General features: G+C 50.5%; 21 protein-coding genes and 1 pseudogene. 2 read left to right on the forward strand and 20 right to left on the reverse strand.

Annotated elements, in window-relative coordinates; genetic code table 11:
• Positions 1-8: 8 nt before the first annotated feature.
• Together glpG and glpE are read right to left on the reverse strand one after the other, a co-directional pair.
• A complete protein-coding gene (glpG, locus tag FQZ95_RS08305; RefSeq protein WP_032185321.1) occupies positions 9-839 on the reverse strand; it encodes a rhomboid family intramembrane serine protease GlpG in 831 nt (276 codons plus the stop codon).
• A 44-nt stretch (positions 840-883) separates the two neighbouring features.
• Positions 884-1,210: a thiosulfate sulfurtransferase GlpE gene (gene glpE / locus FQZ95_RS08310; RefSeq protein ID WP_000371928.1), complete on the reverse strand. Its 327-nt coding sequence runs from the start codon at positions 1,208-1,210 to the stop codon at positions 884-886.
• A gap of 189 nt (positions 1,211-1,399) precedes the next feature.
• On the opposite strand from glpE, the gene glpD reads away from it, so the two are divergent.
• The gene (glpD, locus tag FQZ95_RS08315; RefSeq protein WP_088542085.1) at positions 1,400-2,905 is read left to right on the forward strand and encodes a glycerol-3-phosphate dehydrogenase; all 1,506 of its coding nucleotides are present in this window, start codon (positions 1,400-1,402) and stop codon (positions 2,903-2,905) included.
• Positions 2,906-3,117: 212 nt separating this feature from the next.
• Here the strand turns inward: glpD and FQZ95_RS08320 are convergent, their stop codons facing one another.
• From FQZ95_RS08320 to asd, 14 genes and pseudogenes are all read right to left on the reverse strand, one after another.
• Entirely contained in the window at positions 3,118-3,717 is a 600-nt protein-coding gene (locus FQZ95_RS08320) for a hypothetical protein (protein ID WP_160530077.1), read from the reverse strand.
• Between the two features lie 2 nt (positions 3,718-3,719).
• Positions 3,720-4,514, reverse strand: coding sequence for a hypothetical protein (locus FQZ95_RS08325; RefSeq protein ID WP_160530078.1), 795 nt, complete (start codon positions 4,512-4,514; stop codon positions 3,720-3,722).
• Positions 4,515-4,525: 11 nt separating this feature from the next.
• Positions 4,526-5,314 carry a hypothetical protein gene (locus tag FQZ95_RS08330; protein WP_125400905.1) on the reverse strand — a complete coding sequence of 263 codons (789 nt, stop codon included), beginning with the start codon at positions 5,312-5,314 and terminating at the stop codon, positions 4,526-4,528.
• A 2-nt stretch (positions 5,315-5,316) separates the two neighbouring features.
• Complete coding sequence (locus FQZ95_RS08335) at positions 5,317-6,027, reverse strand: hypothetical protein (protein ID WP_160530079.1); 711 nt, start codon at positions 6,025-6,027, stop codon at positions 5,317-5,319.
• 158 nt (positions 6,028-6,185) lie between these two features.
• A complete protein-coding gene (locus FQZ95_RS08340; RefSeq protein WP_050487874.1) occupies positions 6,186-6,650 on the reverse strand; it encodes a hypothetical protein in 465 nt (154 codons plus the stop codon).
• Positions 6,651-6,670: 20 nt separating this feature from the next.
• The gene (locus FQZ95_RS26095; RefSeq protein ID WP_202384114.1) at positions 6,671-6,934 is read right to left on the reverse strand and encodes a hypothetical protein; all 264 of its coding nucleotides are present in this window, start codon (positions 6,932-6,934) and stop codon (positions 6,671-6,673) included.
• A gap of 20 nt (positions 6,935-6,954) precedes the next feature.
• Complete coding sequence (locus FQZ95_RS08345) at positions 6,955-7,941, reverse strand: PstS family phosphate ABC transporter substrate-binding protein (protein ID WP_160530080.1); 987 nt, start codon at positions 7,939-7,941, stop codon at positions 6,955-6,957.
• Between the two features lie 25 nt (positions 7,942-7,966).
• Positions 7,967-9,475, reverse strand: coding sequence for a PstS family phosphate ABC transporter substrate-binding protein (locus FQZ95_RS08350; protein ID WP_140423077.1), 1,509 nt, complete (start codon positions 9,473-9,475; stop codon positions 7,967-7,969).
• A 126-nt stretch (positions 9,476-9,601) separates the two neighbouring features.
• Positions 9,602-12,049 (reverse strand): glycogen phosphorylase, encoded by a 2,448-nt coding sequence (gene glgP / locus FQZ95_RS08355; protein ID WP_160530081.1) that lies wholly within the window; start codon positions 12,047-12,049, stop codon positions 9,602-9,604.
• An 18-nt stretch (positions 12,050-12,067) separates the two neighbouring features.
• Positions 12,068-13,501, reverse strand: a complete 1,434-nt coding sequence (gene glgA / locus FQZ95_RS08360) for a glycogen synthase GlgA (RefSeq protein WP_001197646.1) — start codon at positions 13,499-13,501, stop codon at positions 12,068-12,070.
• Positions 13,501-14,796 (reverse strand): glucose-1-phosphate adenylyltransferase, encoded by a 1,296-nt coding sequence (gene glgC / locus FQZ95_RS08365; protein WP_000253975.1) that lies wholly within the window; start codon positions 14,794-14,796, stop codon positions 13,501-13,503. The genes glgA and glgC overlap by 1 nt, the downstream gene beginning before the upstream one ends.
• A 17-nt stretch (positions 14,797-14,813) precedes the next feature.
• Positions 14,814-16,787, reverse strand: coding sequence for a glycogen debranching protein GlgX (gene glgX / locus FQZ95_RS08370; RefSeq protein ID WP_000192514.1), 1,974 nt, complete (start codon positions 16,785-16,787; stop codon positions 14,814-14,816).
• Entirely contained in the window at positions 16,784-18,970 is a 2,187-nt protein-coding gene (glgB, locus tag FQZ95_RS08375) for a 1,4-alpha-glucan branching enzyme (RefSeq protein ID WP_160530082.1), read from the reverse strand. Before glgB ends, glgX begins: the two co-directional genes overlap by 4 nt.
• A gap of 272 nt (positions 18,971-19,242) precedes the next feature.
• Positions 19,243-20,178, reverse strand: a pseudogene (asd, locus tag FQZ95_RS08380) (aspartate-semialdehyde dehydrogenase); the annotation flags it as partial.
• 48 nt (positions 20,179-20,226) lie between these two features.
• Between asd and yhgN the strand changes: the two are divergent.
• Entirely contained in the window at positions 20,227-20,820 is a 594-nt protein-coding gene (gene yhgN, locus FQZ95_RS08385) for an NAAT family transporter YhgN (protein WP_001002544.1), read from the forward strand.
• Positions 20,821-20,876: 56 nt separating this feature from the next.
• Here yhgN and gntU read toward each other — a convergent pair whose 3' ends face one another.
• From gntU to yhhW, 4 genes are all read right to left on the reverse strand, one after another.
• Positions 20,877-22,217 carry a gluconate transporter gene (gntU, locus tag FQZ95_RS08390; RefSeq protein WP_160530083.1) on the reverse strand — a complete coding sequence of 447 codons (1,341 nt, stop codon included), beginning with the start codon at positions 22,215-22,217 and terminating at the stop codon, positions 20,877-20,879.
• A 3-nt stretch (positions 22,218-22,220) separates the two neighbouring features.
• Positions 22,221-22,748 carry a gluconokinase gene (gntK, locus tag FQZ95_RS08395; RefSeq protein WP_000108321.1) on the reverse strand — a complete coding sequence of 176 codons (528 nt, stop codon included), beginning with the start codon at positions 22,746-22,748 and terminating at the stop codon, positions 22,221-22,223.
• Between the two features lie 139 nt (positions 22,749-22,887).
• A complete protein-coding gene (gene gntR, locus FQZ95_RS08400) occupies positions 22,888-23,883 on the reverse strand; it encodes a gluconate operon transcriptional repressor GntR (protein ID WP_000730252.1) in 996 nt (331 codons plus the stop codon).
• Between the two features lie 223 nt (positions 23,884-24,106).
• A complete protein-coding gene (yhhW, locus tag FQZ95_RS08405) occupies positions 24,107-24,802 on the reverse strand; it encodes a quercetin 2,3-dioxygenase (RefSeq protein WP_000639811.1) in 696 nt (231 codons plus the stop codon).
• Positions 24,803-24,899 lie beyond the last annotated feature (97 nt).

The following is a 24,899-nucleotide window of genomic DNA, read 5'->3' on the forward strand; positions in this document are numbered from 1 at the left end:
CCCTGGAATTATTTTCGTTTTCGCGCATTGAGCGAATCAACAAATGCCATCGCTAAACCCACGGCTAACCCGGCGATGTGTGCTCCGTTCGCCATCGACATCCCAAACAAATCAAACCATCCGGCGACAATCCAGATCAGTGCAAAGATGATTAACCCACGTTGCAGGTAAATGCCACTTTGCGGATCGCGTTCGCCGCGTAGCCAGACGTAACCCATCAGTGCATACACCACGCCAGAAAGCCCGCCAAACCACGGCCCGCTGAATTTTTGCTGCACATAGCCGCTTAACAGGGCGCTAATCAGAGTAATAACAATTAGCTTACCGCTACCGAGACGTTTTTCCACCGCACCGCCGAGATACCACCACCAGAGCAGGTTAAAAAGGATATGCATCAGCGAGAAGTGCATTAATGCATGAGTGAAGTAACGCCAGAACTCAAATTTCAGTGTCGGATCGAATGGCCAGGCCAGCCATAACATTACTTCCTGATCGCCAAGGATTTGCATGGCAATAAACACCACCACGCAGGCGATCATCATCACCCAGGTCACCGGACCTGCGCGTTCACGCAAGGCAGCAAAGAAGGGATAACGGCGATAATGCAGGCCGCTGCCGGTATGGCCCGCCTGCCAGCTGGCCGCCAGATAACGCGGATCTGCCGGGTTTTCGAGAAAACGCGCCAGCTCCACCCGCACGCGTTCGGCCTGGGACTCATCCGCCAGCCAGACATCGCTTTGGTTATGTTGTTGAATCGTGAGGATAACACCCTGCGTCGCCATGTAATCAACAAACGCCTGCGCCACGCGGGGGTTAGCAAAAGAGGTAATCATCAACATCGTTGCTGTCGCTTATTCCACACAAAAGGGGACAGTATAAAGCGTTACGCGCCGTACGCCACCTCTGCGGGAAACTGACGTTGCCAGGCTTCAAAGCCGCCATCAATGCTATAGACCACATCGTAGCCCTGTTGCAGCAGATACTGCGCCGCGCCTTTGCTGCTATTACCGTGGTAACACATCACCATCACCGGAGTGTCAAAGTCGTTATCACGCATAAACGCGCCCAGCGTGTCGTTGGTTAAATGGAAAGCCTGCACCGCATGCCCCATAGCGAAACTCTGTGGATCGCGAATATCGACCAGCACCGCCTCTTTTTCCTGCAACTTCTGGTGCGCGTCGGCAACGTTAATACATTCGAACTGATCCATGCGTCTCTCTTTCTTTACAAACAAGTGGGCAAATTTACCGCACAGTTTACGTCGAAGCGGCAGATAAACGCCATAATGTTATACATATCACTCTAAAATGTTTTTTCAATGTTACCTAAAGCGCGATTCTTTGCTAATATGTTCGATAACGAACATTTATGAGCTTTAACGAAAGTGAATGAGGGCAGCATGGAAACCAAAGATCTGATTGTGATAGGTGGCGGCATCAATGGTGCTGGTATCGCGGCAGACGCCGCTGGACGCGGTTTATCCGTGCTGATGCTGGAGGCGCAGGATCTCGCTTGTGCGACCTCTTCCGCCAGTTCAAAACTCATTCACGGTGGCCTGCGCTACCTTGAGCACTATGAATTCCGCCTGGTCAGCGAGGCGCTGGCTGAACGTGAAGTGCTACTGAAAATGGCTCCGCATATCGCCTTCCCGATGCGTTTTCGCCTGCCGCATCGTCCGCATCTGCGCCCGGCGTGGATGATTCGCATTGGTCTGTTTATGTACGATCATCTGGGTAAACGCACCAGCCTGCCGGGATCAACCGGTTTGCGTTTTGGCGCAAATTCAGTGTTAAAACCGGAAATTAAGCGCGGATTCGAATATTCCGACTGTTGGGTAGACGACGCCCGTCTGGTACTCGCCAACGCCCAGATGGTGGTGCGTAAAGGCGGTGAAGTGCTTACCCGGACTCGTGCCACTTCTGCTCGCCGCGAAAACGGCCTGTGGATTGTAGAAGCAGAAGATATTGATACCGGTAAAAAATACAGCTGGCAGGCACGCGGTCTGGTGAACGCCACCGGCCCGTGGGTGAAACAGTTCTTCGACGACGGGATGCATCTGCCTTCGCCTTATGGCATTCGCCTGATCAAAGGCAGCCATATTGTGGTGCCGCGCGTGCATACCCAAAAGCAGGCCTACATTCTGCAAAACGAAGATAAGCGTATTGTGTTCGTGATCCCGTGGATGGACGAGTTTTCCATTATCGGTACCACCGATGTGGAGTATAAAGGCGATCCGAAAGCGGTGAAGATTGAAGAGAGTGAAATCAATTACCTGCTGAAAGTGTATAACACGCACTTTAAAAAGCAGTTAAGCCGGGACGATATCGTCTGGACCTACTCCGGTGTGCGTCCGCTGTGTGATGATGAATCTGATTCGCCGCAGGCCATTACCCGTGATTACACCCTTGATATCCATGATGAAAACGGCAAAGCTCCGCTGTTATCGGTATTCGGCGGTAAGCTGACCACCTACCGCAAACTGGCGGAACACGCGCTGGAAAAACTGACGCCGTATTATCAGGGCATTGGCCCGGCGTGGACGAAAGAGAGCGTGCTGCCGGGTGGTGCCATTGAAGGCGATCGCGACGATTATGCCGCCCGCCTGCGCCGCCGTTACCCGTTCCTGACTGAATCGCTGGCACGTCACTACGCGCGCACTTACGGCAGCAACAGCGAGCTGCTGCTCGGCAATGCGGGGGCGATAGGCGATCTTGGGGAGGATTTCGGGCATGAGTTTTACGAAGCAGAGCTGAAATATCTGGTCGACCACGAATGGGTCCGCCGCGCCGACGATGCCCTGTGGCGTCGCACAAAACAAGGCATGTGGCTGAATGCGCAGCAACAATCCCGTGTGAGTCAGTGGCTAGGGGAATATACGCAGCAGAGGTTGTCGCTGGCGTCGTAAATTAACGTAAGGTGGCCGGGTCAGATTTCAATCTGACCTGAGACTGATGATAAACAAAAAACTGCCTGATGCGCTACGCTTATCAGGCCTACGTGGCTTATGCAATATATTGAATTTGCATGGTCTTGTAGGCCAATAAGACGTTCATGTCGCATCCGGCATGAACAAAGCGCACTTTGTCAACAATCTGACCTACTTTTTGAGTCAGGGAATTACCGCAAAGCCCACGCCATCATACCCAACGTAACAAAACTCAGGCACGTTCCCCACTCACTCCACTTCCGTATCTGGCTTCTATTTTTGCTACGCCACTGGCAATAATATCCCAACGCAAAACCAAGCTGTGCGCTTATTGGACCGACAAAGTCAATCCACGGTTGAGACCAAAATGGCGAAAAATTCAGTGGGAGCCAGACAACTGTCAGAAAGAAACTGCGCATACTCTCCAGCAACGCAATATTCGCTGGCGCGACATAGAAAATGATATTCCACAGGAGCAACCAGAAATAAACTGGTGCAAATACCAGCCAACAATGCAGTCTGCTTTTCAATTCAGATTGAGTTATACGAGCAAATTGCCAACCAACGTAACATATGGCGCAGAACAAAAGCGTATATTCAGCCAATAACCCAAGTTGTAATTCCAGAAGGGAAATACGCCTGTGCATGAACGAATTTGAGAACAGCATCTCCATCAGAAAACTCAGTGTGATACCAACAACAACCAGCGCAACCACCGTCGGCCACACCAACAACGGCACAATAACAAAGCCGAGATATAGCGGATAAATATAAAGTCTGATTTGATTCATCTTTATTGTCCTGATGATTCGGATGATTCGGATGATTCGGATGATGCGTCATACATGGCGCATAAACACTCATCAATCATCCAGTCGTCTTCCCAGACTTGATATTCTGTCATTGGTTCGGGCTGTTTTAGTGGGTTCTCAATCGCTTGCCGCGCTCTTTCTTTCAGCAAAGGATGATTATTTCTAGCCCAGGTATTGATTTGGGTGGTAATAGTTTTATTATCATCACTCTGCTCAAAATCGCTATTTTCGACGTATTCTTTACTGTTACGCCAGAGCAAACATGCCATAGACGCCGTCGGCCAGTAACCGGAAATGGACATAATGGCGTCAAGTAAGGGTTCAATCTTTATACCACCGCGATAAAACATTTCTAATATTATTTCCAGTTCCACGACCTCCTTAGCCGACACCCAATCCTGCATATATAAATAGGCGAAATCGCTAATTATTTGTAGTTCATCCGTTCGCCAGTTCTGGTTATCTGCCTCTGCTATTCTCTGTAAACAGCAGCCTTCATAAATGCCTGGAAATTGCCTTTGGGCAATAAATTCAAACAATCTGGGTAATAAATAGCGAATCTCATCATCATTTTGTGGGTTAGGGCCAATACTTGTTCCCCAGGCATGTAATAAAGGAAAAGGTATGGCACGCAGTGAAACCCCTCTTAAGGCTTGTTGTTGTTCTTCGCTAAAACAGTAAGGACAACAAACATGAAATCTCGATGGCACAGGATAACGACGAAAAATATAATATATCTGCTCAATTAATGCCTGCATGGCGGGGCTGGGTTGCATTGTGAATCTCCTTATTCATTACGATCCATCGTCCACAGCAATTGATAATCAACAAGCGCACAAAGGCTTTCGTCAATCAGGTAGCTCAGGTCAACACTGTACTCCGTATGTCCACCGCCGGGAAGCGATGGCGAACATTCAATCGCCGCCGCGGCGCGTTCTGCCAGCGCATGGCATGATTGCGTAATCCAGGCGTTAATTTGCTGCGTTATCACTTCCCCATCCGGCTTGCGTGAGATAAAAGCGTTGCGTAATTCACCGTTTGGACGCTTGATATACAAAAAATAGGCCAGCGAAGCGATGGACCAATAGCCACCCGTGTTCAGCGCCTCATCTAATAAGGCCGTTATAGGTAGTCCGGCAAAATGAAACATTACGAAGGCAGATTCAAGATCGGTCAACGTCGGGGTAAGTAATAGATCGTGAATATACTGGCGGGAAAAATCGGTAAGTACATCACGCTCCTCCGGATGCCAGGTGTCCAGGGAAATAGCGCCAATACGTTTCAGACATAACTCTTCATTAATGGCAGGACAATGACCGTGAGCCAGTAATTCCAGCAGTCTCGGAAGCAAGTAACGGATCTCATCATTCTGTTGTTCAAAGGGCCTCGCGCTACTGTTCCATTCATATATCATTTCAACGGTTAATTGACGTAATGGTGTTTGCCGTAACGCCTGCGCCATCTCTTCGCTGACACAGCAAGGAACGCAAATATTGAACTGCTGCGGTGCAGGATAAAAATGAAATATCTCCCACGCATGGGCAATAATATTCTGCATAGCGGGACTGGGTTGCATAATTACCCCCTCGCCCGCTGGTCGCGTATAAACGGTTGATAAACAAAACGAGCATTCGCCGCGTTCAGGCGAATAAGGGCGCTACGCGAAAGGGAAAAGCTGGGGCGAATGCAACTATTGCAGTCTCGACAGCTTTCCTCTGCGCAATTTTCCACTGAGTAATGACGCGTGTAGAGTTTCAGTTCGGCCTGCTTATCGCTAAATCCGCGTAAACTGTTATCGTTATGAAATTTCCAGGCATCTTTAAAGACCTGAAAGATATAGACATCCTCAATCCAGGAGTCACATTTTTTAAGCGGGCGCTTTGCTATGATCACCCGCTCATCCGGGTTTAGCATCGCCGTAAAATGAACGGTGAAGTCATTTGTCGTATTCAGGTCACATTGAACATCTGGTACATCACTGATATAGGGGTCAAATCCAAAATCAGCACCACAGGCACAAAGACGACTGATAGTGGCGGTATCGAGGGAAAATCCCGGCCATACATTGCTAGACGTTAAGCCAATATTTAATGTGACATTATATCGAAGCAATCCCTCAAGACCGTCAGCACCGACGAACTTTTCCCCTTCATCCAGGACCTGGTTAATGAGTTGCTGAACAATGCCTTCATCCCAGTATGCCGATTTGCAGTTGGCAATCGTAATATCAACACCTGTGAAGGGGTCAGTACCGGCGAGGCGTGCAAATAATGTATCAACTAATTCCATTTGGTTGTCCTTTATTATTAACTGACACTTTAAACTGTCAGGATAAAACTATCCTATAGATGATATCTATTCAAAATCCGTGCAATAAATGATAAAAAAGTGTGCAAGGCCATTTAGAATGTCAGTGGTTTGTTGATAAATCCATTATTTCATAACGTTCATTCATTAACGCTATGTAGAAACACAGAAATATGGGACTCTATCCATCGTATCATTTCGTTGTGCCTGAAGCAGACATTCTCACCGTTAATTTTTCCACATAATCCAAAACCATCAAAATAGATATCACACTTTTTATTTTGATATGAGGTGATATTAACGCGCCACCTCAGATCAGCAACATTTTCCTCTTGCTCAGCATAATCCATCTGTAATAGCTCAACAATTTTCTTACTTTCTTTATCGTAAAGGTGAGTGATTTCAACCTTGTATTTATAAATTTCATTCAGCCGTCCTTCATCAATTGAAACTGGCGAAGTGTAACTCTGCGGATAATTTGTAATCTCTAGTTTAGAGACGCGATTACCTATGTGGCATAAATCGTTCACTTTGCCTTCGGCAGTTGCTGATCCGGCGTAAATCATAAGCAAAACCGTTAAAGCTTTTTCTATTATTTGTTTCATGTATATATACCAGGTCACTTTTACCCTTTCGATCTTGCCCAGATGATTTGCTCATCATCACCTATAGTAACTTTATTGATGTCCGCTGGCACTATTACACTATAAGAAATTTGACTGGAGCTTCCGTTATCTGCAAACAACTCAGATAAATTAATCCCGGGGTTAATTTGCTCTCTATCACAAGCTAATGTGTAATGCTGGAAAGGCGGTGAAATACTCTGGTGTGCAGCATTACTCTCAGGAAGAAAGAGTAATCCATTGCTGATAGGTAATAAAATCTTCATATCTGCCCCTGTTTACTTTATTATTTAATATCTGATAACGTTTTATACAGCGACACATACCCCACATCCTCTACCAATTGCTGTCCCTGCGGGCTTAAAAACCAGTCGACGAATTTCTGCGTTTCCAGCGCAGGGGTTTCGTGCGTCACCATATAAGCATCAATTATGTACGGATAAGTGCCGTTACGGATATTTTCCTCTGTAGGCGCAATGCCATTTATAGCTAGCAGTTTGATCTGTTTGCGCATTTTGAGCATATTGTCATTCATACGTGTGACGTAATAGTGGAAGGTGTATCCAATGGAAGATGTTGTGTTTTGGTAGTCGGCGACTTCGGTAATTAAACCGCCCATAAGATCGATAACAGTGGATTTTTTGGCTGGCAGCATTGGAGTATCTTGCATAACCAGTCCCTTCATAACCGTTTGGCTTCCAGAATCTTCTGGCCGCTGCCAGACTTTTATACTTTCGTCACCGCCGCCCACTTTATTCCAGCGACTCACTTTACCGCTAAAAATGTCTTTGACCTGCTGTTCGCTAAGTGAATTAACCGGGTTTTTGATATCAACGATAAAGACAAAGGCTTCGCGGGCAAACGCGGTATATTTCAGTTTAACGCCTGCTTCTTCTGCACGTTTTTTCTGTCCTTCCGACGGTTGTGCAACAAAAATAACCGTCGCGGTACCCTTGATCAGACTATCGTAGGCTTCAGCTGTTCGGGTTTGTTGCAAACCATACGCCTGCCAGGCCAGCGAGGTTCGATCCTTATCTTTTGGCTCGGGTACTAATTCATAATACGCGGAAGCATACAGCGGGTATAAGGCTGTAGCGCCGTACACTCTCGGCCATCTTGACCAATCATCGTTGTAACGTAATTCAGGTTGCCCCCGCAGAGACGTCAGTCCATGACTCTCTTCTTCCCTGACGCTGTTATAGTACCCTTCCCGGTCGACACATCCCGCCAGTAACGCCGTACCTAATAGTAAAACACCGGTGAATTTATTCATTGCGCTGATTCCTTTCTCTCGAGCGTTATTTCATTGTTGGATACAGCGGCACATAACCCACATCTTCCACCAGACTCTGCCCCTGCGGCGTTAAAAACCATTCGACCAGTTTTTGTGTTTCTGACGTAGTATTTTCCCGCGTTACCATAAAGGCATCGACGATATACGGATATTTGCCGTTACGAATATTTTCCGCAGTCGGTGCAATACCGTTAATAGCTAGCAGTTTTATATTTTTATCGGCATTCATTTGTGTTGCGTAATAGCGGAAGGTGTAGCCTATTGAGTTGTTTGTATTACGGTATTCGGCAACAACTTTAATCATTCCCTCCATCATGCTTGCCACTTCGGTTTCCTGCGGCGAGATCATGCGGACATTTTTCATGACCTGCGATTGCATCACTGTCTGGCTGCCAGAGTCTTCCGGGCGTTGCCAGGTCTGGATCTCCTGATCGTTACCGCCAACAGTACGCCAGTTGGTAATTGCGCCACTGAAGATGTCACGCACCTGTTGGTCAGTCAGGGAATTAACCGGGTTATCCGCATTGACGATGAAAACGAATGCTTCACGGGCGAAAGGAGTGTAGTTCAAAGTGACGCCCGATTCCTCTGCGCGTTTTTTCTGCCCACCGGAAGGTTGCGCCACAAAAATAATATCGGCATCACCTTTAACAATCCTGTTATATGCATCGGGGGTACGAGAGTTCTCCAGATATTCCCAGGTGTGGAAATCTTCCGGTATAACGCTCAACGCATAAAAGGCAGAAGCATAAATTGGGTACGCCGCCGTAGCACCATCGAGTCGCGGCCAGTTTTGTGTAAACTGAATTTGCGGTTTACCACGCAGTGGCGTCAGTTGATTATTGAGTTTATCGGGTCGCCAGGCCCAGGTATCAATATTTTCACGCACACCGACGCCGGGATTAAGCTGTTTATATAAATAAGCCTGATAACCAGCGACAAAAACCAGCATGAGAAGGATAAACAGGAGGGAATTACGGCAACGTAACCCGTACGTGCCGGTTAAAGGATGTCTGGTTGGCCAGCCATACCCCAGCGAAAAACTGATATGCGCACCAACGGGTATAATGACTATCCACCAGAACTCACCTCCGACTAATGAGACTAACAATACGCCCAGCCAGGGGAGAATCAGATCTGCCAACCAACCCGCTCCCAGCTGGCGAAATTGATAATCTGCCAGATGTAGCGTGATTATCCAGCCAACCAGAGTTAACAGTGCAGGTAAAAGAAAAAAGCATTGCCGCCAGACGGCTATTTCTCTGTTTTCTGGTGCGCTATCACCGGCCCACACGCGACCAGAGAAAAATAGGATTATCGCCCCCAGCGTCAGCATAAAGACGTTGAGTAGAAGATAAATTGTTGGCGTAAAGAGTAAATTGCAAGCCTCAAGAATAGCGGCAAGCCCGGCCCCCAGCATGGCAATAACCGCTGCCAAAAATTGCGCCAGTATGGGGATGCCGAAAAAAGTCATTATCAGCGAGGTCAAAATCCATTTTCTGTTTTGCATTATTCTTTCCATTCTTTCTGAATGGCGAAATTATACTCCCCCGAGTCCCCTTGCCCCTCTGGACACTTCTCCGAAATAAAGGCGAAAAAAAACGGGACCGATTTGGCCCCGTTCTATTTTTTAGTGAACTTACAATCTCACTGGATCAATATGCCAGATATGATCAGCGTACTCTTTGATTGTACGATCAGAAGAGAAGTAGCCCATATTGGCAATGTTCAGCATCGCTTTTGCGGTCCACTCTTCCTGAAGCTCGTAAAGTTCGTCGACTTTATCCTGACAATCGACATAGCTGCGATAATCCGCCAGTACCTGGTAGTGATCGCCGAAGTTGATCAACGAATCAACCAGATCGCGATAGCGCCCCGGTTCTTCCGGACTGAATACACCGCTGCCGATTTGCGTCAGCACCTGATGCAGCTCCTCATCTTTCTCGTAGTATTCACGCGGTTTGTAGCCCTGACGACGCAGTTCTTCCACTTCTTCCGCAGTGTTACCAAAGATAAAGATATTGTCAGCACCGACATGATCCAGCATCTCGACGTTCGCACCGTCCAGCGTACCGATAGTCAGCGCGCCGTTAAGTGCAAACTTCATATTACTGGTGCCGGAAGCTTCCGTCCCTGCCAGAGAAATCTGTTCAGATAGATCGGCCGCCGGAATGATCAACTGTGCCAGGCTAACGCTGTAGTTCGGGATGAACACGACTTTCAGCTTGTCGCCAATCTGCGGATCGTTGTTGATCACTTTCGCTACGTCATTGATCAAATGGATAATGTGCTTCGCCATGTAATAGGCTGAAGCCGCCTTACCGCCAAAAATATTCACGCGCGGTACCCACTTCGCATCCGGGTCGGCCTTGATGCGGTTATAGCGGGTGATCACGTGCAACACATTCATCAATTGACGTTTGTATTCGTGAATACGTTTGATTTGCACATCGAACAGCGCTTTCGGATTTACCACCACATTCAGCTGCTGGGCGATATACTCCGCCAGACGTTTTTTGTTATCCAGCTTCGCCTGATGCACTGCATGGTTGACCATCGGAAAATCACAGTGCTGTTGCAGCTCACTCAGCAAACTAAGGTCGGTGCGCCAGTTACGGCCCAGGTGTTCGTCCAGAACGGCTGAAAGCGATGGGTTCGCTACCGCTAACCAGCGACGCGGGGTCACACCATTGGTGACATTGGTAAAACGTCCAGGGAAGATTTTCGCAAAATCAGCAAACAGCGACTGCACCATCAGGTTAGAGTGTAATTCTGATACACCGTTAACCTTGTGGCTCACCACAACCGCCAGCCAGGCCATACGCACGCGACGACCGTTGGATTCATCAATGATCGACGCCCGTCCCAGCAGGTCGGTATCGTTCGGATACTGTTCCTGCAAGGTTTTCAGGAAATAGTCGTTAATTTCAAAGATGATCTGCAGGTGACGCGGCAGAATTTTACCCAGCATATCAACCGGCCAGGTTTCCAGCGCCTCGCTCATTAGCGTGTGGTTGGTGTAGGAGAAGACCTGACAACACACTTCAAATGCGTCGTCCCAACTAAATTGATGCTCATCAATCAGCAGACGCATCATCTCAGGAATCGACAACACCGGGTGGGTGTCGTTGAGGTGAATCGCGATTTTATCCGCCAGGTTATCGTAGGTTTTATGCAACTGATAATGGCGACTTAAAATGTCCTGGATGGTCGAAGAAACCAGGAAATATTCCTGACGCAGACGCAGTTCACGCCCGGAGTAGGTGGAGTCGTCCGGATACAGTACGCGGGATACGTTCTCGGAGTGGTTTTTATCTTCCACTGCCGCGAAGTAGTCACCCTGGTTGAATTTACCGAGGTTAATTTCGCTACTGGCTTGCGCACTCCACAAACGCAGCGTGTTGGTCGCGTCGGTGTCGTAACCTGGGATAATCTGATCGTAAGCCACTCCCAGAATCTCTTCGGTTTCGATCCAGCGCGTTTTTTTACCTTCCTGCTGAATGCGACCACCAAAACGGACTTTATAGCGCGTGTTGTGGCGTTTGAATTCCCACGGGTTACCGTATTCCAGCCAGTAGTCTGGCGACTCTTTCTGGCTACCGTTAACGATGTTCTGCTTAAACATACCGTAATCATAACGGATACCGTAACCACGCCCCGGCAACCCTAACGTCGCCAGAGAATCGAGGAAGCAAGCCGCCAGACGTCCCAGACCACCGTTACCGAGGCCCGGGTCATTTTCTTCATCAATCAGCTCTTCGAGATTTAATCCCATCGCTTCCAGTGCGCCCTGTACATCTTCGTAAATTCCTAGCGACAACATGGCGTTGGAAAGCGTACGGCCAATCAAAAATTCCATCGACAGGTAGTAAACCTGACGCGTTTCTTGCGACAACTGGGCACGGTTTGAACGTAACCAGCGCTCCACGAGACGATCGCGCACAGCAAATAATGTTGCGTTCAGCCATTCATGTTTATTGGCGACGACCGGGTCCTTGCCAATCGTAAACATCAGCTTGTAAGCGATAGAATGCTTAAGAGCTTCTACGCTAAGCGTGGGCGATGAATATGTAAACGGAGCATTCATATAGGCGTTTCCTGAAAACTATTTCAAGCGATAGTAAAGCTCACGGTACGACTTCGCCGCGACCTGCCAGCTAAAATCCATTGCCATAGCCTGACGTTGCACAAACCGCCACAGTGAAGGACGGGACCACAGTACAAAAGCACGTCGAATAGCCCGTAACAGCGACCAGGCATTACTATCTTCAAAGACAAACCCACTGGCGACGCCATCTGCAAGGTTCTCAAGAGAACAGTCAGAAACCGTATCAGCAAGCCCACCGGTGCGCCGCACTAACGGCAGCGTACCGTACTTCAATCCATAAAGTTGCGTTAAGCCGCACGGTTCAAAACGGCTGGGCACCAGAATGACGTCCGCGCCGCCCATAATGCGATGCGAAAATGCTTCGTGATAGCCAATCTGAACGCCCACTTGTCCGGGATATTCCGCGGCCGCGGCAAGGAAACCTTCCTGCAACACCGGATCACCCGCGCCGAGTAGCGCCAGCTGTCCGCCCTGCTCCAGAAGGCCTGGTAAGGCTTCCAGCACCAGGTCGAGACCTTTCTGGCTGGTCAGACGGCTCACCACTGCAAAAAGCGGCACTTTATCGTCAACCTTAAGCCCCATTGCGATTTGTAACTGGCGCTTATTCTCCGCTTTATCTTCCAACGTATCGCGGGTGTAACGCGAGGCCAACAGTAAGTCCGTCTCTGGACTCCAGATTTTTTCGTCCACGCCGTTTAGTACGCCGGAAAGACGCCCTTCACGGTGACGCTGCTGCAACAGACCTTCCATACCGTAGGCAAACTGCGGTTCGGTGATCTCGCGAGCGTAGGTCGGGCTGACCGCCGTAATATGATCGGCATAGTACAGACCAGCCTTCAGGAAAGAGATTTGTCCGTTGAATTCCAGCCCATGAATATTAAAGAATGACCATGGCAATTGAATGTCATTCATGTGATGTGCATAAAACATGCCTTGATAGGCCAGGTTGTGCACAGTAAACACCGACTTCGCCGGACGCCCACGCGCCGCCAGATACGCAGGCGCAAGGCCCGCATGCCAGTCGTGCGCATGCACCACATCAGGGCGCCAGAATGGGTCAAGCCCGCTGGCCATTTCTGCCCCAACCCACCCCAACAGCGCAAAACGCAATACGTTGTCAGTGTAGGCAAATAAGTTGGTATCGTGATACGGGCTTCCCGGACGATCATAGAGATGCGGCGCGTCAATCAGGTAAATGCCAACCCCGTTGTAATGGCCGAACAACAGCGTGATATGCCCAGCGAAGGTATCACGGCGAGATACCACCTGCGCATCGGTTACGCCACGGCGAATATCGGGAAATGCAGGCAACAGTACGCGAGCGTCAACGCCGTCTGCGATTTGTGCTGCGGGTAATGCCCCAATAACATCAGCCAGACCGCCGGTTTTAAGCAGCGGGAACATCTCTGAACATACATGTAAAACCTGCATTATCGCTCCTGTTTATGCCCTAACTTCCGTAGCATTTCGCGCGTTACCAGCACGATGCCTTCTTCTGAACGATAGAAACGACGTGCATCTTCCTCTGCGTTTTCACCAATCACCATGCCTTCCGGAATAACACAAGCACGATCAATGACGCAGCGGCGCAGACGGCACGAGCGACCTACCCATACTTCCGGTAACAATACGGCGGAATCAATGTTGCAGAATGAATTCACGCGAACGCGCGAGAACAGAACGGACTGCACCACCACCGAACCGGAGATCACACAACCGCCGGAAACCAGTGAGTTAAGGGTCATCCCGTGGCTACCGGAGCGATCTTGCACGAATTTCGCTGGCGGTAATGATTCATTGTAGGTACGAATTGGCCAATTGCGATCGTACATATCCAGTTCCGGCACCACTGATGCCAGATCGAGGTTCGCTTTCCAGTAAGCTTCAAGCGTACCCACATCGCGCCAGTACGGCTCGGCATCCGGGTCGGATTGTACGCAAGAGAGCGGGAACGGGTGCGCATAGGCCAGACCGGCTTCGGTGATTTTGGGAATCAAATCTTTACCAAAGTCGTGGCTGGAGTTCTCATCGCGATCGTCTTCTTCCAGCAGTTCATACAGATAGTCGGCGTCAAAGACGTAGATACCCATGCTCGCCAGAGATTTGCTCGGATCGTTCGGCATTGACGGCGGGTTAGCGGGTTTTTCAACGAATTCGATAATTTTATCGTTCTCATCAACCGCCATAACGCCAAATGCGGAGGCTTCTTCAATCGGTACAGGCATACAAGCGACGGTGCAACGTGCGCCTTTTTCGACGTGGTCGATAAGCATACGCGAGTAGTCTTGCTTGTAGATATGGTCGCCCGCCAGGATCACCACATATTCCGCTTTGTAACGGCGAATAATGTCGAGGTTTTGCGTGACCGCATCTGCGGTGCCGCGATACCAGTTTTCCCCTTTCATTCTCTGCTGCGCTGGCAACAGATCGACAAACTCGTTCATTTCTTCATTGAAGAATGACCAGCCGCGCTGAATGTGCTGCACCAGAGTATGGGACTGGTACTGGGTGATCACGCCCATACGACGGATCCCGGAGTTGATGCAGTTAGACAGTGCAAAGTCGATAATGCGGAACTTACCGCCGAAGTGTACGGCCGGTTTTGCTCGCTTATTGGTTAAATCCTTCAGGCGGGTACCACGTCCTCCCGCCAGTATCAGGGCAACAGATTTCAATGGCAGCTGGCGCGCCAACATTAAGTGATCGTTCTTCTCTAAACTAACCATGACTAACTCCTTTTTTATCATCTCTGGAACACACACAATCCGTGTGCAGGTCCCTGCCAGACAGCCGTAATCACTGGGTTATCCTCTCCAGCGAATGGGGGAATGGCGTGCCACTCCCCAGCAGGTAAAACAATCTCTGTTACCTCAAGCGTGGCGTTAATTGCGATCAAAAAGCGATCCGAGAGCAGAATTTGCAGCTGTTTCGGCCCGTTTTGCCACTCATCCGTGCTTAAAGGTTGAGCATATCGATTTAGCCAACGGACATTGCCGTCGCCTTCTTCCCACCAGCGATTCTCCACCAAAGCGGGAATGCGCTTGCGCAGATGGATTAACGCGGCGGTAAATGCGGTTAAACCACTGCTTGCCTGCGACCAGTCCAACCAGGTTAATTGATTATCCTGACAGTAGGCATTGTTATTGCCATGCTGGCTATGACCATGTTCGTCACCGGCCAGTAACATCGGCGTACCCTGGGAGAGCAACAACGTTGTTAACAGGGCGTGAATGCTGTCGCGCCGCCGTTCAACCAGGTCAAGAGTACCGCCTAATCCTTCTTTACCATGATTGTTACTGTAATTGTTGTTGGTCCCGTCGCGATTTTCTTCTCCGTTTGCTTCATTGTGTTTATGGTTGAAGCAAACGCAGTCGCGAAGCGTAAAACCGTCATGCGCGGTGACGAGATTAATCGCAGCACTCGGCAGACGACCATTACGTTTAAAAACATCGCTGGAGGCAGCAAAACGCCCGGCAAACGCCCCCAGAGGCAAATCATAATGCAGCCAGAAACGACGGGCAGCATCACGGAAATGATCGTTCCACTCAGCAAACAGTGGCGGGAAATTTCCCACCTGATAACCACCAGGCGCAATATCCCACGGTTCGGCAATTAACTTCACCTGCGAGAGCACCGGGCAGTTCTGAATTGCGGTAAACAACGGAGCATCCTGACGGAACTCAGGCGTACGGCCCATGACTGCCGCCAGATCAAAACGGAAACCATCGACGTGGCAGGTTTCTACCCAATAACGCAGGCAGGCGCTGGCATAATCCACCACCGCCGGATGACTCAAATTGAGCGTGTTGCCACAGCCTGTCCAATTGTGATAATCACCGTCTTCTCTTATCCAATAATAGCTACGGTTGTCGATCCCACGCAGAGAGAATAACGGACCGTCGAGGTCCAGTTCCGCACTATGGTTAAGCACGATATCAAGAATGACTTCGATACCCGCTTTATGCAGTGCTTTGATTGCATCGCGAAACTCATTCAGCGCCGTTTCTGGCGAGCAGGCATACGCCGGATGCAGCGCAAACATCGCTACCGGGTTATAGCCCCAGTAGTTACTTAACCCCATACGTTGCAGGCGTGGTTCGCTGGCAAATTGTGCCACCGGCAGCAACTCCAGCGCAGTAATGCCCAACTGTTTCAAATAGTTGATCATCACCGGATGCCCCAGGGCTTTATAAGTGCCGCGGATATCGACCGGGATCTCCGGGTGCAGATACGTTAATCCTTTGACATGGGCTTCATAAATGATAGTGCTGCCCCACGGCGTGCGCGGCGGGGCATCATCCTCCCAGTCATAGTGATCAACCACCACTACACATTTCGGCGCAATGGCGGCGTTGTCGCGATAGTCAGGTTCATTATGACCTGCGTGCAGCAGCGGGTTATCTTTAAACTCCCCGTCAATTTGCCGCGCGCAAGGATCAATCAACAACTTCGCCGGGTTAAAGCGATGTCCCTCGGCGGGTCGCCAGGGGCCATGAACGCGATAACCATAACGCAAACCCGGGCGCGCATCCGGCAGATAACCGTGCCAAATGTCGCCACTGTGCCCTGGCAAGTCATAGCGATGTTCCTGGCCATTGGCGTCAAAGATACACAGTTCTACCCGCTCGGCATGAGCGGAGAAAAGTGTGAAGTTGACGCCCTGACCGTCGTAATGCGCGCCGAGGGGTGCGGGTTTGCCAATGGCGAGTTGTGTCATTCTGCCTCCCGAACCAGCCAGATAGTGGCCAGCGGTGGTAGCGTCAGGCTCAGTGAATGCTGACGACCATGGCTGGCAATCTCATCGCTGTGTACCGTGCCGCCATTGCCTGCATTACTGCCGTGATAGTGCATGGAATCGGTATTGAGGATCTCACGCCATTTACCCGGCTGGTTAATGCCGAAGCGATAATCATGACGCGGCACCGGAGTAAAGTTACTGGCAACGATGATTTCGTTACCCTCTTTATCGCGACGCACAAAGATCAGCACCGAGCGTTCTTTGTCATCCACCACCAGCCATTCAAAACCGTACGGGTCAAAATCCAGTTCATGCATCGCTTTATGGTGGCGGTAGGTGAGGTTCAGATCGCGCACCAGACGCTGGACACCGTGGTGCCAGTTATCGCCGCCTTCCAACAGATGCCAGTCGAGGCTGGCGTCATGGTTCCACTCGCGGCCCTGGGCAAATTCGTTCCCCATGAACAGCAGTTTCTTGCCCGGGAATGCCCACATCCAGCCATAGTACGCGCGCAAGTTAGCGAATTTCTGCCATGCGTCGCCTGGCATCCTGTCGAGAATCGATTTTTTACCGTGGACCACTTCATCATGCGACAACGGCAGGACGAAGTTTTCAGTGTAGTTGTAGAGCATCCCGAAGGTCAGTTTATCGTGATGATACTGACGATAAACCGGGTCGAGCTTCATGTAGTCCAGGGTGTCATGCATCCAGCCGAGATTCCACTTGTACCAGAAGCCCAGACCGCCCATGTCCTGCGGACGAGAAACGCCAGGGAAATCGGTAGACTCTTCCGCCATTGTCACCGCACCGGAAACCTGCTCACCAAGAATACGGTTGGTATTACGCAAGAATTCAATCGCTTCAAGATTCTCGCGCCCGCCAAATTCGTTCGGGATCCACTCCCCCTCTTTGCGGCTGTAGTCGCGATAAATCATTGATGCCACCGCATCGACGCGCAGCGCATCAATACCAAAACGTTCGATCCAGTAAAGTGCATTACCGACAAGGAAGTTACTGACTTCACGGCGACCATAGTTGTAGATCAGCGTATTCCAGTCCTGATGGTAGCCTTCGCGCGGATCGCTGTGTTCATACAAGTTCGTGCCATCAAATTCGGCAAGCGCAAAGTCATCGGTCGGGAAGTGGCCTGGCACCCAGTCGAGAATCACGTTCAGACCAGCTGCGTGTGCGGCATCAATGAAATAACGGAAGTCGTCGCGGGTACCAAAACGGCGGGTCGGTGCATACAGGCCGGTTGGCTGATAACCCCAACTGCCATCGAACGGATGCTCGTTAATGGGCAGCAGTTCGAGGTGGGTAAAGCCCATCCATTTAGCATAAGGCACCAGTTGATCAGCCAGCTCGCGGTAGCTCAACCAGAAATTGTTGTCGGTGTGGCGACGCCAGGAGCCCAGGTGAACTTCATAAATAGAGATTGGCGCATCAAACTGATTTGCCTTTTTGCGCTCTTCAGTCTGCACTACCTTTTCCGGCAGCCCGCAAATAAGAGACGCGGTTTCCGGGCGCATTTGCGCTTCGAAAGCATAAGGGTCGGACTTCAGACGCAAGTTGCCATTGGCATCAATCATCTCGTATTTATAGAGCTGACCGTTATGCGCCCCAGGGATAAACAGTTCCCAGATGCCGCTCTCTTTACGCAGGCGCATCGGGTGACGGCGACCGTCCCAGTAGTTGAATTGACCGACTACCGAGACCCGGCGGGCGTTTGGAGCCCAGACAGAAAAACGCGTACCCGTGACGCCATCCATAGTATCTGCATGCGCGCCTAAGGTTTCATATGGGCGCAGATGCGTACCTTCAGATAATAGCCAGACATCCATTTCCTGGATTAGCGGACCAAAACGGTAAGGATCATCAATCAGGTTTTGCTGACCATGCCAGACAACAGCCAACTGATAGCGGAAAAAATTCTTACGCCGCGGAATGACGCCGCTAAAGAATCCACGTGAGTCGAGACACTCCAGTTTTGCGAGTTTGCGCCCGGTTTTCGGTTCAATCACCCACACATCGGTAGCGTCGGGTAAAAGGGCACGGACTTCCAGTCCCGCGGTGGTTTTATGCATCCCCAGTACGGAAAAAGGATCCGCAAAATGGCCTGCAATTAGCGCGTTAATCACGTCTCTATCGATACGATCGGACATGCTTGTCTTCCTGTTTTATTGTGTCACCCCATCCAACTGGATTTTTGACTTCTGGTTGTGACATTTTTTTGACCTGAACGGCGCAGCACTCTGTGCATCCTCTCTGCGTCGTCCTCACTTCAGGTAAGGCTGTGAATACTCATGTATTCAGCCACCCTTAAAGAATAGCCAATGCTCTATTTAACTCCCGGTAAATCATGAAACATCTGCGCTTACTCCTGTATTACGCACTAACAGGGGCGGCATCGCGCCCCAGATTTAATGAATAAAGATTACGCCAGTTGACGAAGCATCCGACGCAGCGGCTCCGCGGCCCCCCACAGCAGCTGGTCGCCCACAGTAAAGGCTGACAGGAACTCCGGCCCCATATTCAGCTTACGCAGACGGCCTACCGGCGTGGTCAGCGTGCCGGTAACGGCAGCTGGGGTTAGCTCACGCATAGTGATTTCCCGATCGTTCGGAACGACTTTCGCCCACGGATTGTGCGCAGCCAGTAGTTCTTCCACGGTCGGAATAGACACATCTTTTTTCAATTTAATAGTGAATGCCTGGCTGTGGCAGCGCAATGCCCCGACACGCACACATAAACCATCTACCGGAATTACGGAAGATGTGTTGAGGATCTTGTTGGTTTCCGCCTGCCCTTTCCACTCTTCGCGGCTCTGACCGTTATCGAGCTGTTTGTCGATCCACGGAATCAGGCTACCCGCCAGCGGCACGCCAAAGTTATCCACCGGCAGCTCACCGCTACGGGTTAAAGTTGTGACTTTGCGTTCGATATCGAGAATAGCAGAGGACGGGGTCGCGAGTTCATCTGCCACATGGCCATACAGATGGCCCATCTGGGTTAATAACTCACGCATATGTCGCGCACCACCGCCGGAAGCGGCCTGGTAGGTTGCAACGGATACCCAATCAACAAGATCATTGGCGAATAAACCACCCAACGACATCAACATCAGGCTTACGGTACAGTTACCGCCAACAAAAGTCCTGATGCCATTATTTAATCCGTCGGTAATAACGTCCTGATTGACGGGGTCAAGAATGATGATGGCGTCATCTTTCATGCGCAGAGATGATGCTGCGTCAATCCAGTAACCTTGCCATCCGCTTTCACGAAGCTTTGGATAGATTTCGTTGGTATAATCGCCGCCCTGACAGGTCACAATGATATCGAGGGCCTTTAGCGCCTCCAGATCACCTGCTTTGTTAGCACGCAGAAAGTCCGCGGCAATTATCAGGGAATTTGAGTTATGAATGAAATCATTTCTGCAGCAGTTTTATTGATCCTGATTATGGATCCGCTCGGAAACCTACCTATTTTCATGTCCGTACTGAAACATACTGAACCGAAAAGACGGCGGGCAATCATGGTGCGAGAGTTGCTTATTGCTCTCCTGGTGATGCTGGTGTTCCTGTTTGCGGGTGAGAAAATTCTGGCATTTCTTAGCCTGCGGGCAGAAACCGTCTCCATTTCTGGCGGCATCATTCTGTTTCTGATCGCCATTAAGATGATTTTCCCCAGTGCTTCAGGAAATAGCAGCGGGCTTCCGGCAGGTGAAGAGCCGTTTATCGTGCCGTTGGCAATTCCGTTAGTCGCCGGGCCGACTATTCTCGCCACGCTGATGTTGTTGTCTCATCAGTATCCGAATCAGATGGGACATCTGGTAATTGCTCTGCTGCTGGCCTGGGGTGGCACCTTTGTCATCCTGCTACAGTCTTCGCTATTTTTACGTCTGCTGGGCGAGAAAGGGGTGAATGCACTTGAACGCCTGATGGGATTGATTCTGGTGATGATGGCAACTCAGATGTTCCTCGACGGCATTCGAATGTGGATGAAGGGGTAACGAGGAGAGTTTTTCGAAAAGAGCCCGGTAGCGTCACAACTACCGGGCGAACAAACTTAACTCAACAGCTGGAACGCAATCATCCCAACGATGGCACCGACAGTACCGAGGATGGTTTCCATCATGGTCCAGGTTTTCAGCGTTTCGGCTTCAGTCGCGCCGGTAAATTTACCGAACAACCAGAAACCGGCGTCGTTAACGTGGCTGACAACAATCGAACCACCGGCGATACAAATCGACAGCGCCGCCATTTGCGCACCGGAGTAGTTCAGCTGTTCAATAACCGGCATCACCAGCCCTACCGCCGTTAAACAGGCAACGGTGGCAGAACCCTGAATGATGCGCACTGCAGCTGCCAGCACGAAGCAGGTGATGGCAATCGGCAGGCCCATGCCGGTTAACGCTTCGCCCAGCGCCGGACCTACGCCAGAGTCAACCAGCACCTGTTTGAACACGCCGCCTGCACCAATCACCAGCAGAATAATCCCCGCCGGTTGCAGCGCGTGACCGCAAATCTCCATCACTTTGTCTTTCGGCATACCCTGACGCATCGCCAGGCCGTAAATTGCTACCAGGCAAGCGACCAGAATTGCGGTAAACGGATGACCGATAAACTCGAACCATTCGTAAGCGGTAGAGCCTTCCGGCACAAAACGCGCGGCAATGGTTTTCAGCCCCACCAGCACCAGCGGCAGCAGGATCAGCGACAGGCTGAATCCGAAGGACGGCATTTTGCCTTCGCCGAGATGCGGTTCGCTGATATCGTCAGGAATATGCAGCTCCACGTAGCGGCTGATGAAATTACCCCACAGCGGCCCGGCAACAATCATTCCCGGGATTGCCGCACACAGGCCAATCAGGATCATCCAGCCAAAGTCAGCGTTCATCTGCGATGCCAGCAGCATTGGCGCTGGCCCCGGTAGTAAGAACGCCGCTGCTGCCGCCACACCCGCGAATAACGGGATAACCAGCTTCACCAGGTTCGTGCCGGTATGGCGCGCCATTGAGAAAGCAACGCTAATCAGCAGGACAATCGCCACTTCAAAGAACAGTGGTAGCGCACAAACCAGGCCCGCAAGGCCAATGGCATAATGCGCACGACTGTGACCGAAGGATTTGAGCATTTTGACGGCAATCTGATCGACTGCGCCGGTTTCATGTAGGATCTTGCCAAACATGGCTCCCAGGGCGACAACTACCGCCAGGAAGCCGAGGGTGCCTCCCATCCCTTTTTCCATCGTCGCTGCGATTTTATCGAGCGGCATACCGGAAAAAAGTCCAGCCCCCATAGACACCACCATCAAAGCCAGGAAAGCGTGCATACGCGCCTTCATGACTAAAAACAGCAGCAGTAAAACAGACCCTACTGCTGTTAAAACAAGCGTTAATGTAGTCACTACTTATTTGCCTTTATTAATAACCTCAATGGTGCTTGCCACAACACCTTCCAGCGGTTGATCGATATCCACCACCAGTACATCGGTTTCGTCCGCACCCGGCTCCTGCAGCGTTTCAAACTGCGTCACCAGCATTTGGGTTTTAAAGAAATGGCCTTTGCGCGCTTTCAGACGGCTTTCAATTACATCAAAATCGCCTTTCAGGTAGATGAAAGAGAGATTCGGATTACCTTCACGCAGCAGGTCGCGATAGTGCTTTTTCAGTGCAGAACAGACGATCAGCGACACTTTATTGGTGCGCTGCATGGCAAACGCGGCGTCGTTAAGCGCCTGTAACCACGGTTTGCGATCGTCGTCATTCAGCGGTTCGCCAGACGCCATTTTTTCGATATTGCAGCGCGGATGGAGGAAATCGCCATCAAGAAACGCGGCATGAAGTTGATGCGCCACTTCACTGGCGACTGCAGATTTGCCGCTGCCCGATACGCCCATCAAGACGTAAATGTGGTGATCATGGTTAGTCGTGCTCAAAGTGGTGCCCCCACAATACAAGAATCAGAAAATGTTACGGGTAACTGTTATCGGTAACATTGTCCAGCCGGACAAAAACAGAAGCAATATCCATCCGTGCCTTAAGTGTATAAGTGTGAGCTACTTCAAATTTGTGAGCTTAAATAGATCCGCCCGGTGACAAGGTGAAACCTAAATCTAACATTTTCGGTGTCACAGATTCGCCACGAATACGCGCCAGCAGGCGCTCAGCGCCAATGCTGCCCATCCGCTCACGCGGCGTCAGCACGCTCGCCAGCCGTGGCTCCATCACCTGACCAATGTCATGACCGTGGAAACCGGCAATCGCCATATCGTCAGGAACTTTCAGCCCCAGACGCTGACATTCAAACGCCGCGCCGACCGCCAGGTCATCATTAGTACAAAATACGCCATCCAACTGCGGATATTCCCGCCGCGCCTGGCGAATCAGTTCAATACCGGAAGAGTAAGAAGAAGATTGCTCGACCATCACGCTATACGGCACCAGGCCTGCATCCAGCATCGCCTGCTCATATCCCTTCTGTTTGATGATAGTACGTTCGTCGAGGCGTGCGCCGAGATAGGCAATGTGACGATGCCCGCGAGCAATAATGGCGGTGGTCATCTGGCGTGCCGCTTCAAAGTTATCAAAACCGACGGCGATATCGAGGCACGGCGACTTACTGTCCATCAGCTCCACCACCGGAATACCCGCTACTTCAATCATCTTTAAGGTGCGGGGCGTGTGGGTACGTTCGGTGAGAATAAGTCCGTCGATATTCCAGGAAAGCATTGATTCGAGGCGTTCTTGCTCCATTTCCGGTTTATAACCGTAGTGCGCCAGCATCGTCTGATAACCGTGTGCGTCGGTGACGCTTTCGATACCGCGTAATACTTCAGCGAAAACCTGGTTGGTGAGTGAAGGTAACAGGACGCCAATCGCCCGGCTGGTGGCATTAGAGAGGATATCGGGCGCGCGATTGGGAATATAACCCAGTTCATCAAGAGCGGCGGCAATCTTGCCACGTAGAGCGACGGAAACCTGCTCCGGGTTGCGTAAAAAACGGCTGACCGTCATTTTGGTCACGCCAACACGGTCAGCCACATCCTGAAGTACGGGTCTTTTCTTTTTCATCGTCCTGAAGGTACAAAAGAGATAGATTCTCTTAGTTTAACACGGACGCATCAGAACCTTCCCCGGGAAAACAGTGCTTGTTTACAATTATTAGATATACACTAAATCAATTGCATCGCATTGTGCTAACGACGCGGCAAAACCCCGGAAGCGTACATCAGCACGCGACCGGAGCGAGCAAGGAAGCCTGCAAAAAGGCAGGCTTCAAAGATGCCGTTGAGTTTTAAACCGGCGGCAGATCGAACAGTAACACTTCGCTGTCGCTGTCAGCGTGGATGGAGATTGCCTGCTCATCCCAGATTGCCAGACCATCGCTGGTCGAAGCTTTTACGCCGTTAATGGTGACATTACCTTTCACCACCTGGATCCAGACGCGGCGTTCAGCGGCAATCTGATGCACCGACTGCTCATCTTTCAGCAGCGCCCAGCGGTATAGCTCCATATCCTGATGCACTTTCAATGAACCATCACGCGCATCCGGCGAGAGCACCAGTTGTTTGCCCTGTACGGCATCGAAGCGACGCTGTTCATAACGCGGCGTAATACCGTTTTCTTCTGGCATGATCCAGATCTGATACAGATGCAGACGCTCGGTGCTGCTTGGGTTGTACTCTGAGTGACGAATACCCGTACCCGCACTCATAATCTGGAACTCTCCCGCCGGAACCTGCTCTTTATTGCCCATGCTGTCCTGATGCTCAACAGTACCTTCCAGCACGTAGGTCAAAATTTCCATATCTTTATGCGGGTGAGTGCCGAAGCCCTGCCCTGCTTCAATCACGTCGTCGTTAATCACGCGCAGCGCGGAGAAGCCCATAAAGTTCGGGTCGTAATAGTTGGCAAAAGAGAAAGTATGCCAGGAGTCCAGCCAGCCATGATTTGCATGACCACGTTCATTTGCTTTGCGTAAGTAGATCATTTGTATTCGCCCCCTGAATGATTTCGATGGGCTTAGTGTGGACCCGATCCGCCTGGGATGATAGAGGGTGAAAATTGACCCCTCTGTTCAAAAAAAT

It is taken from the genome of Escherichia sp. HH41S, assembly GCF_009820115.1.
Taxonomy (GTDB): Bacteria; Pseudomonadota; Gammaproteobacteria; order Enterobacterales; family Enterobacteriaceae; genus Escherichia; species Escherichia coli_F.

Excerpts from the sequence above, each read along its gene's own strand:
- glpG (WP_032185321.1), bottom strand. The coding sequence starts at position 839 with ATGTTGATGATTACCTCTTTTGCTAACCCCCGCGTGGCGCAGGCGTTT.
- glpE (WP_000371928.1), bottom strand. The coding sequence starts at position 1,210 with ATGGATCAGTTCGAATGTATTAACGTTGCCGACGCGCACCAGAAGTTG.
- glpD (WP_088542085.1), top strand. The coding sequence starts at position 1,400 with ATGGAAACCAAAGATCTGATTGTGATAGGTGGCGGCATCAATGGTGCT.
- FQZ95_RS08320 (WP_160530077.1), bottom strand. The coding sequence starts at position 3,717 with ATGAATCAAATCAGACTTTATATTTATCCGCTATATCTCGGCTTTGTT.
- FQZ95_RS08325 (WP_160530078.1), bottom strand. The coding sequence starts at position 4,514 with ATGCAACCCAGCCCCGCCATGCAGGCATTAATTGAGCAGATATATTAT.
- FQZ95_RS08330 (WP_125400905.1), bottom strand. The coding sequence starts at position 5,314 with ATGCAACCCAGTCCCGCTATGCAGAATATTATTGCCCATGCGTGGGAG.
- FQZ95_RS08335 (WP_160530079.1), bottom strand. The coding sequence starts at position 6,027 with ATGGAATTAGTTGATACATTATTTGCACGCCTCGCCGGTACTGACCCC.
- FQZ95_RS08340 (WP_050487874.1), bottom strand. The coding sequence starts at position 6,650 with ATGAAACAAATAATAGAAAAAGCTTTAACGGTTTTGCTTATGATTTAC.
- FQZ95_RS26095 (WP_202384114.1), bottom strand. The coding sequence starts at position 6,934 with ATGAAGATTTTATTACCTATCAGCAATGGATTACTCTTTCTTCCTGAG.
- FQZ95_RS08345 (WP_160530080.1), bottom strand. The coding sequence starts at position 7,941 with ATGAATAAATTCACCGGTGTTTTACTATTAGGTACGGCGTTACTGGCG.
- glgP (WP_160530081.1), bottom strand. The coding sequence starts at position 12,049 with ATGAATGCTCCGTTTACATATTCATCGCCCACGCTTAGCGTAGAAGCT.
- glgA (WP_001197646.1), bottom strand. The coding sequence starts at position 13,501 with ATGCAGGTTTTACATGTATGTTCAGAGATGTTCCCGCTGCTTAAAACC.
- glgC (WP_000253975.1), bottom strand. The coding sequence starts at position 14,796 with ATGGTTAGTTTAGAGAAGAACGATCACTTAATGTTGGCGCGCCAGCTG.
- glgX (WP_000192514.1), bottom strand. The coding sequence starts at position 16,787 with ATGACACAACTCGCCATTGGCAAACCCGCACCCCTCGGCGCGCATTAC.
- glgB (WP_160530082.1), bottom strand. The coding sequence starts at position 18,970 with ATGTCCGATCGTATCGATAGAGACGTGATTAACGCGCTAATTGCAGGC.
- yhgN (WP_001002544.1), top strand. The coding sequence starts at position 20,227 with ATGAATGAAATCATTTCTGCAGCAGTTTTATTGATCCTGATTATGGAT.
- gntR (WP_000730252.1), bottom strand. The coding sequence starts at position 23,883 with ATGAAAAAGAAAAGACCCGTACTTCAGGATGTGGCTGACCGTGTTGGC.
- yhhW (WP_000639811.1), bottom strand. The coding sequence starts at position 24,802 with ATGATCTACTTACGCAAAGCAAATGAACGTGGTCATGCAAATCATGGC.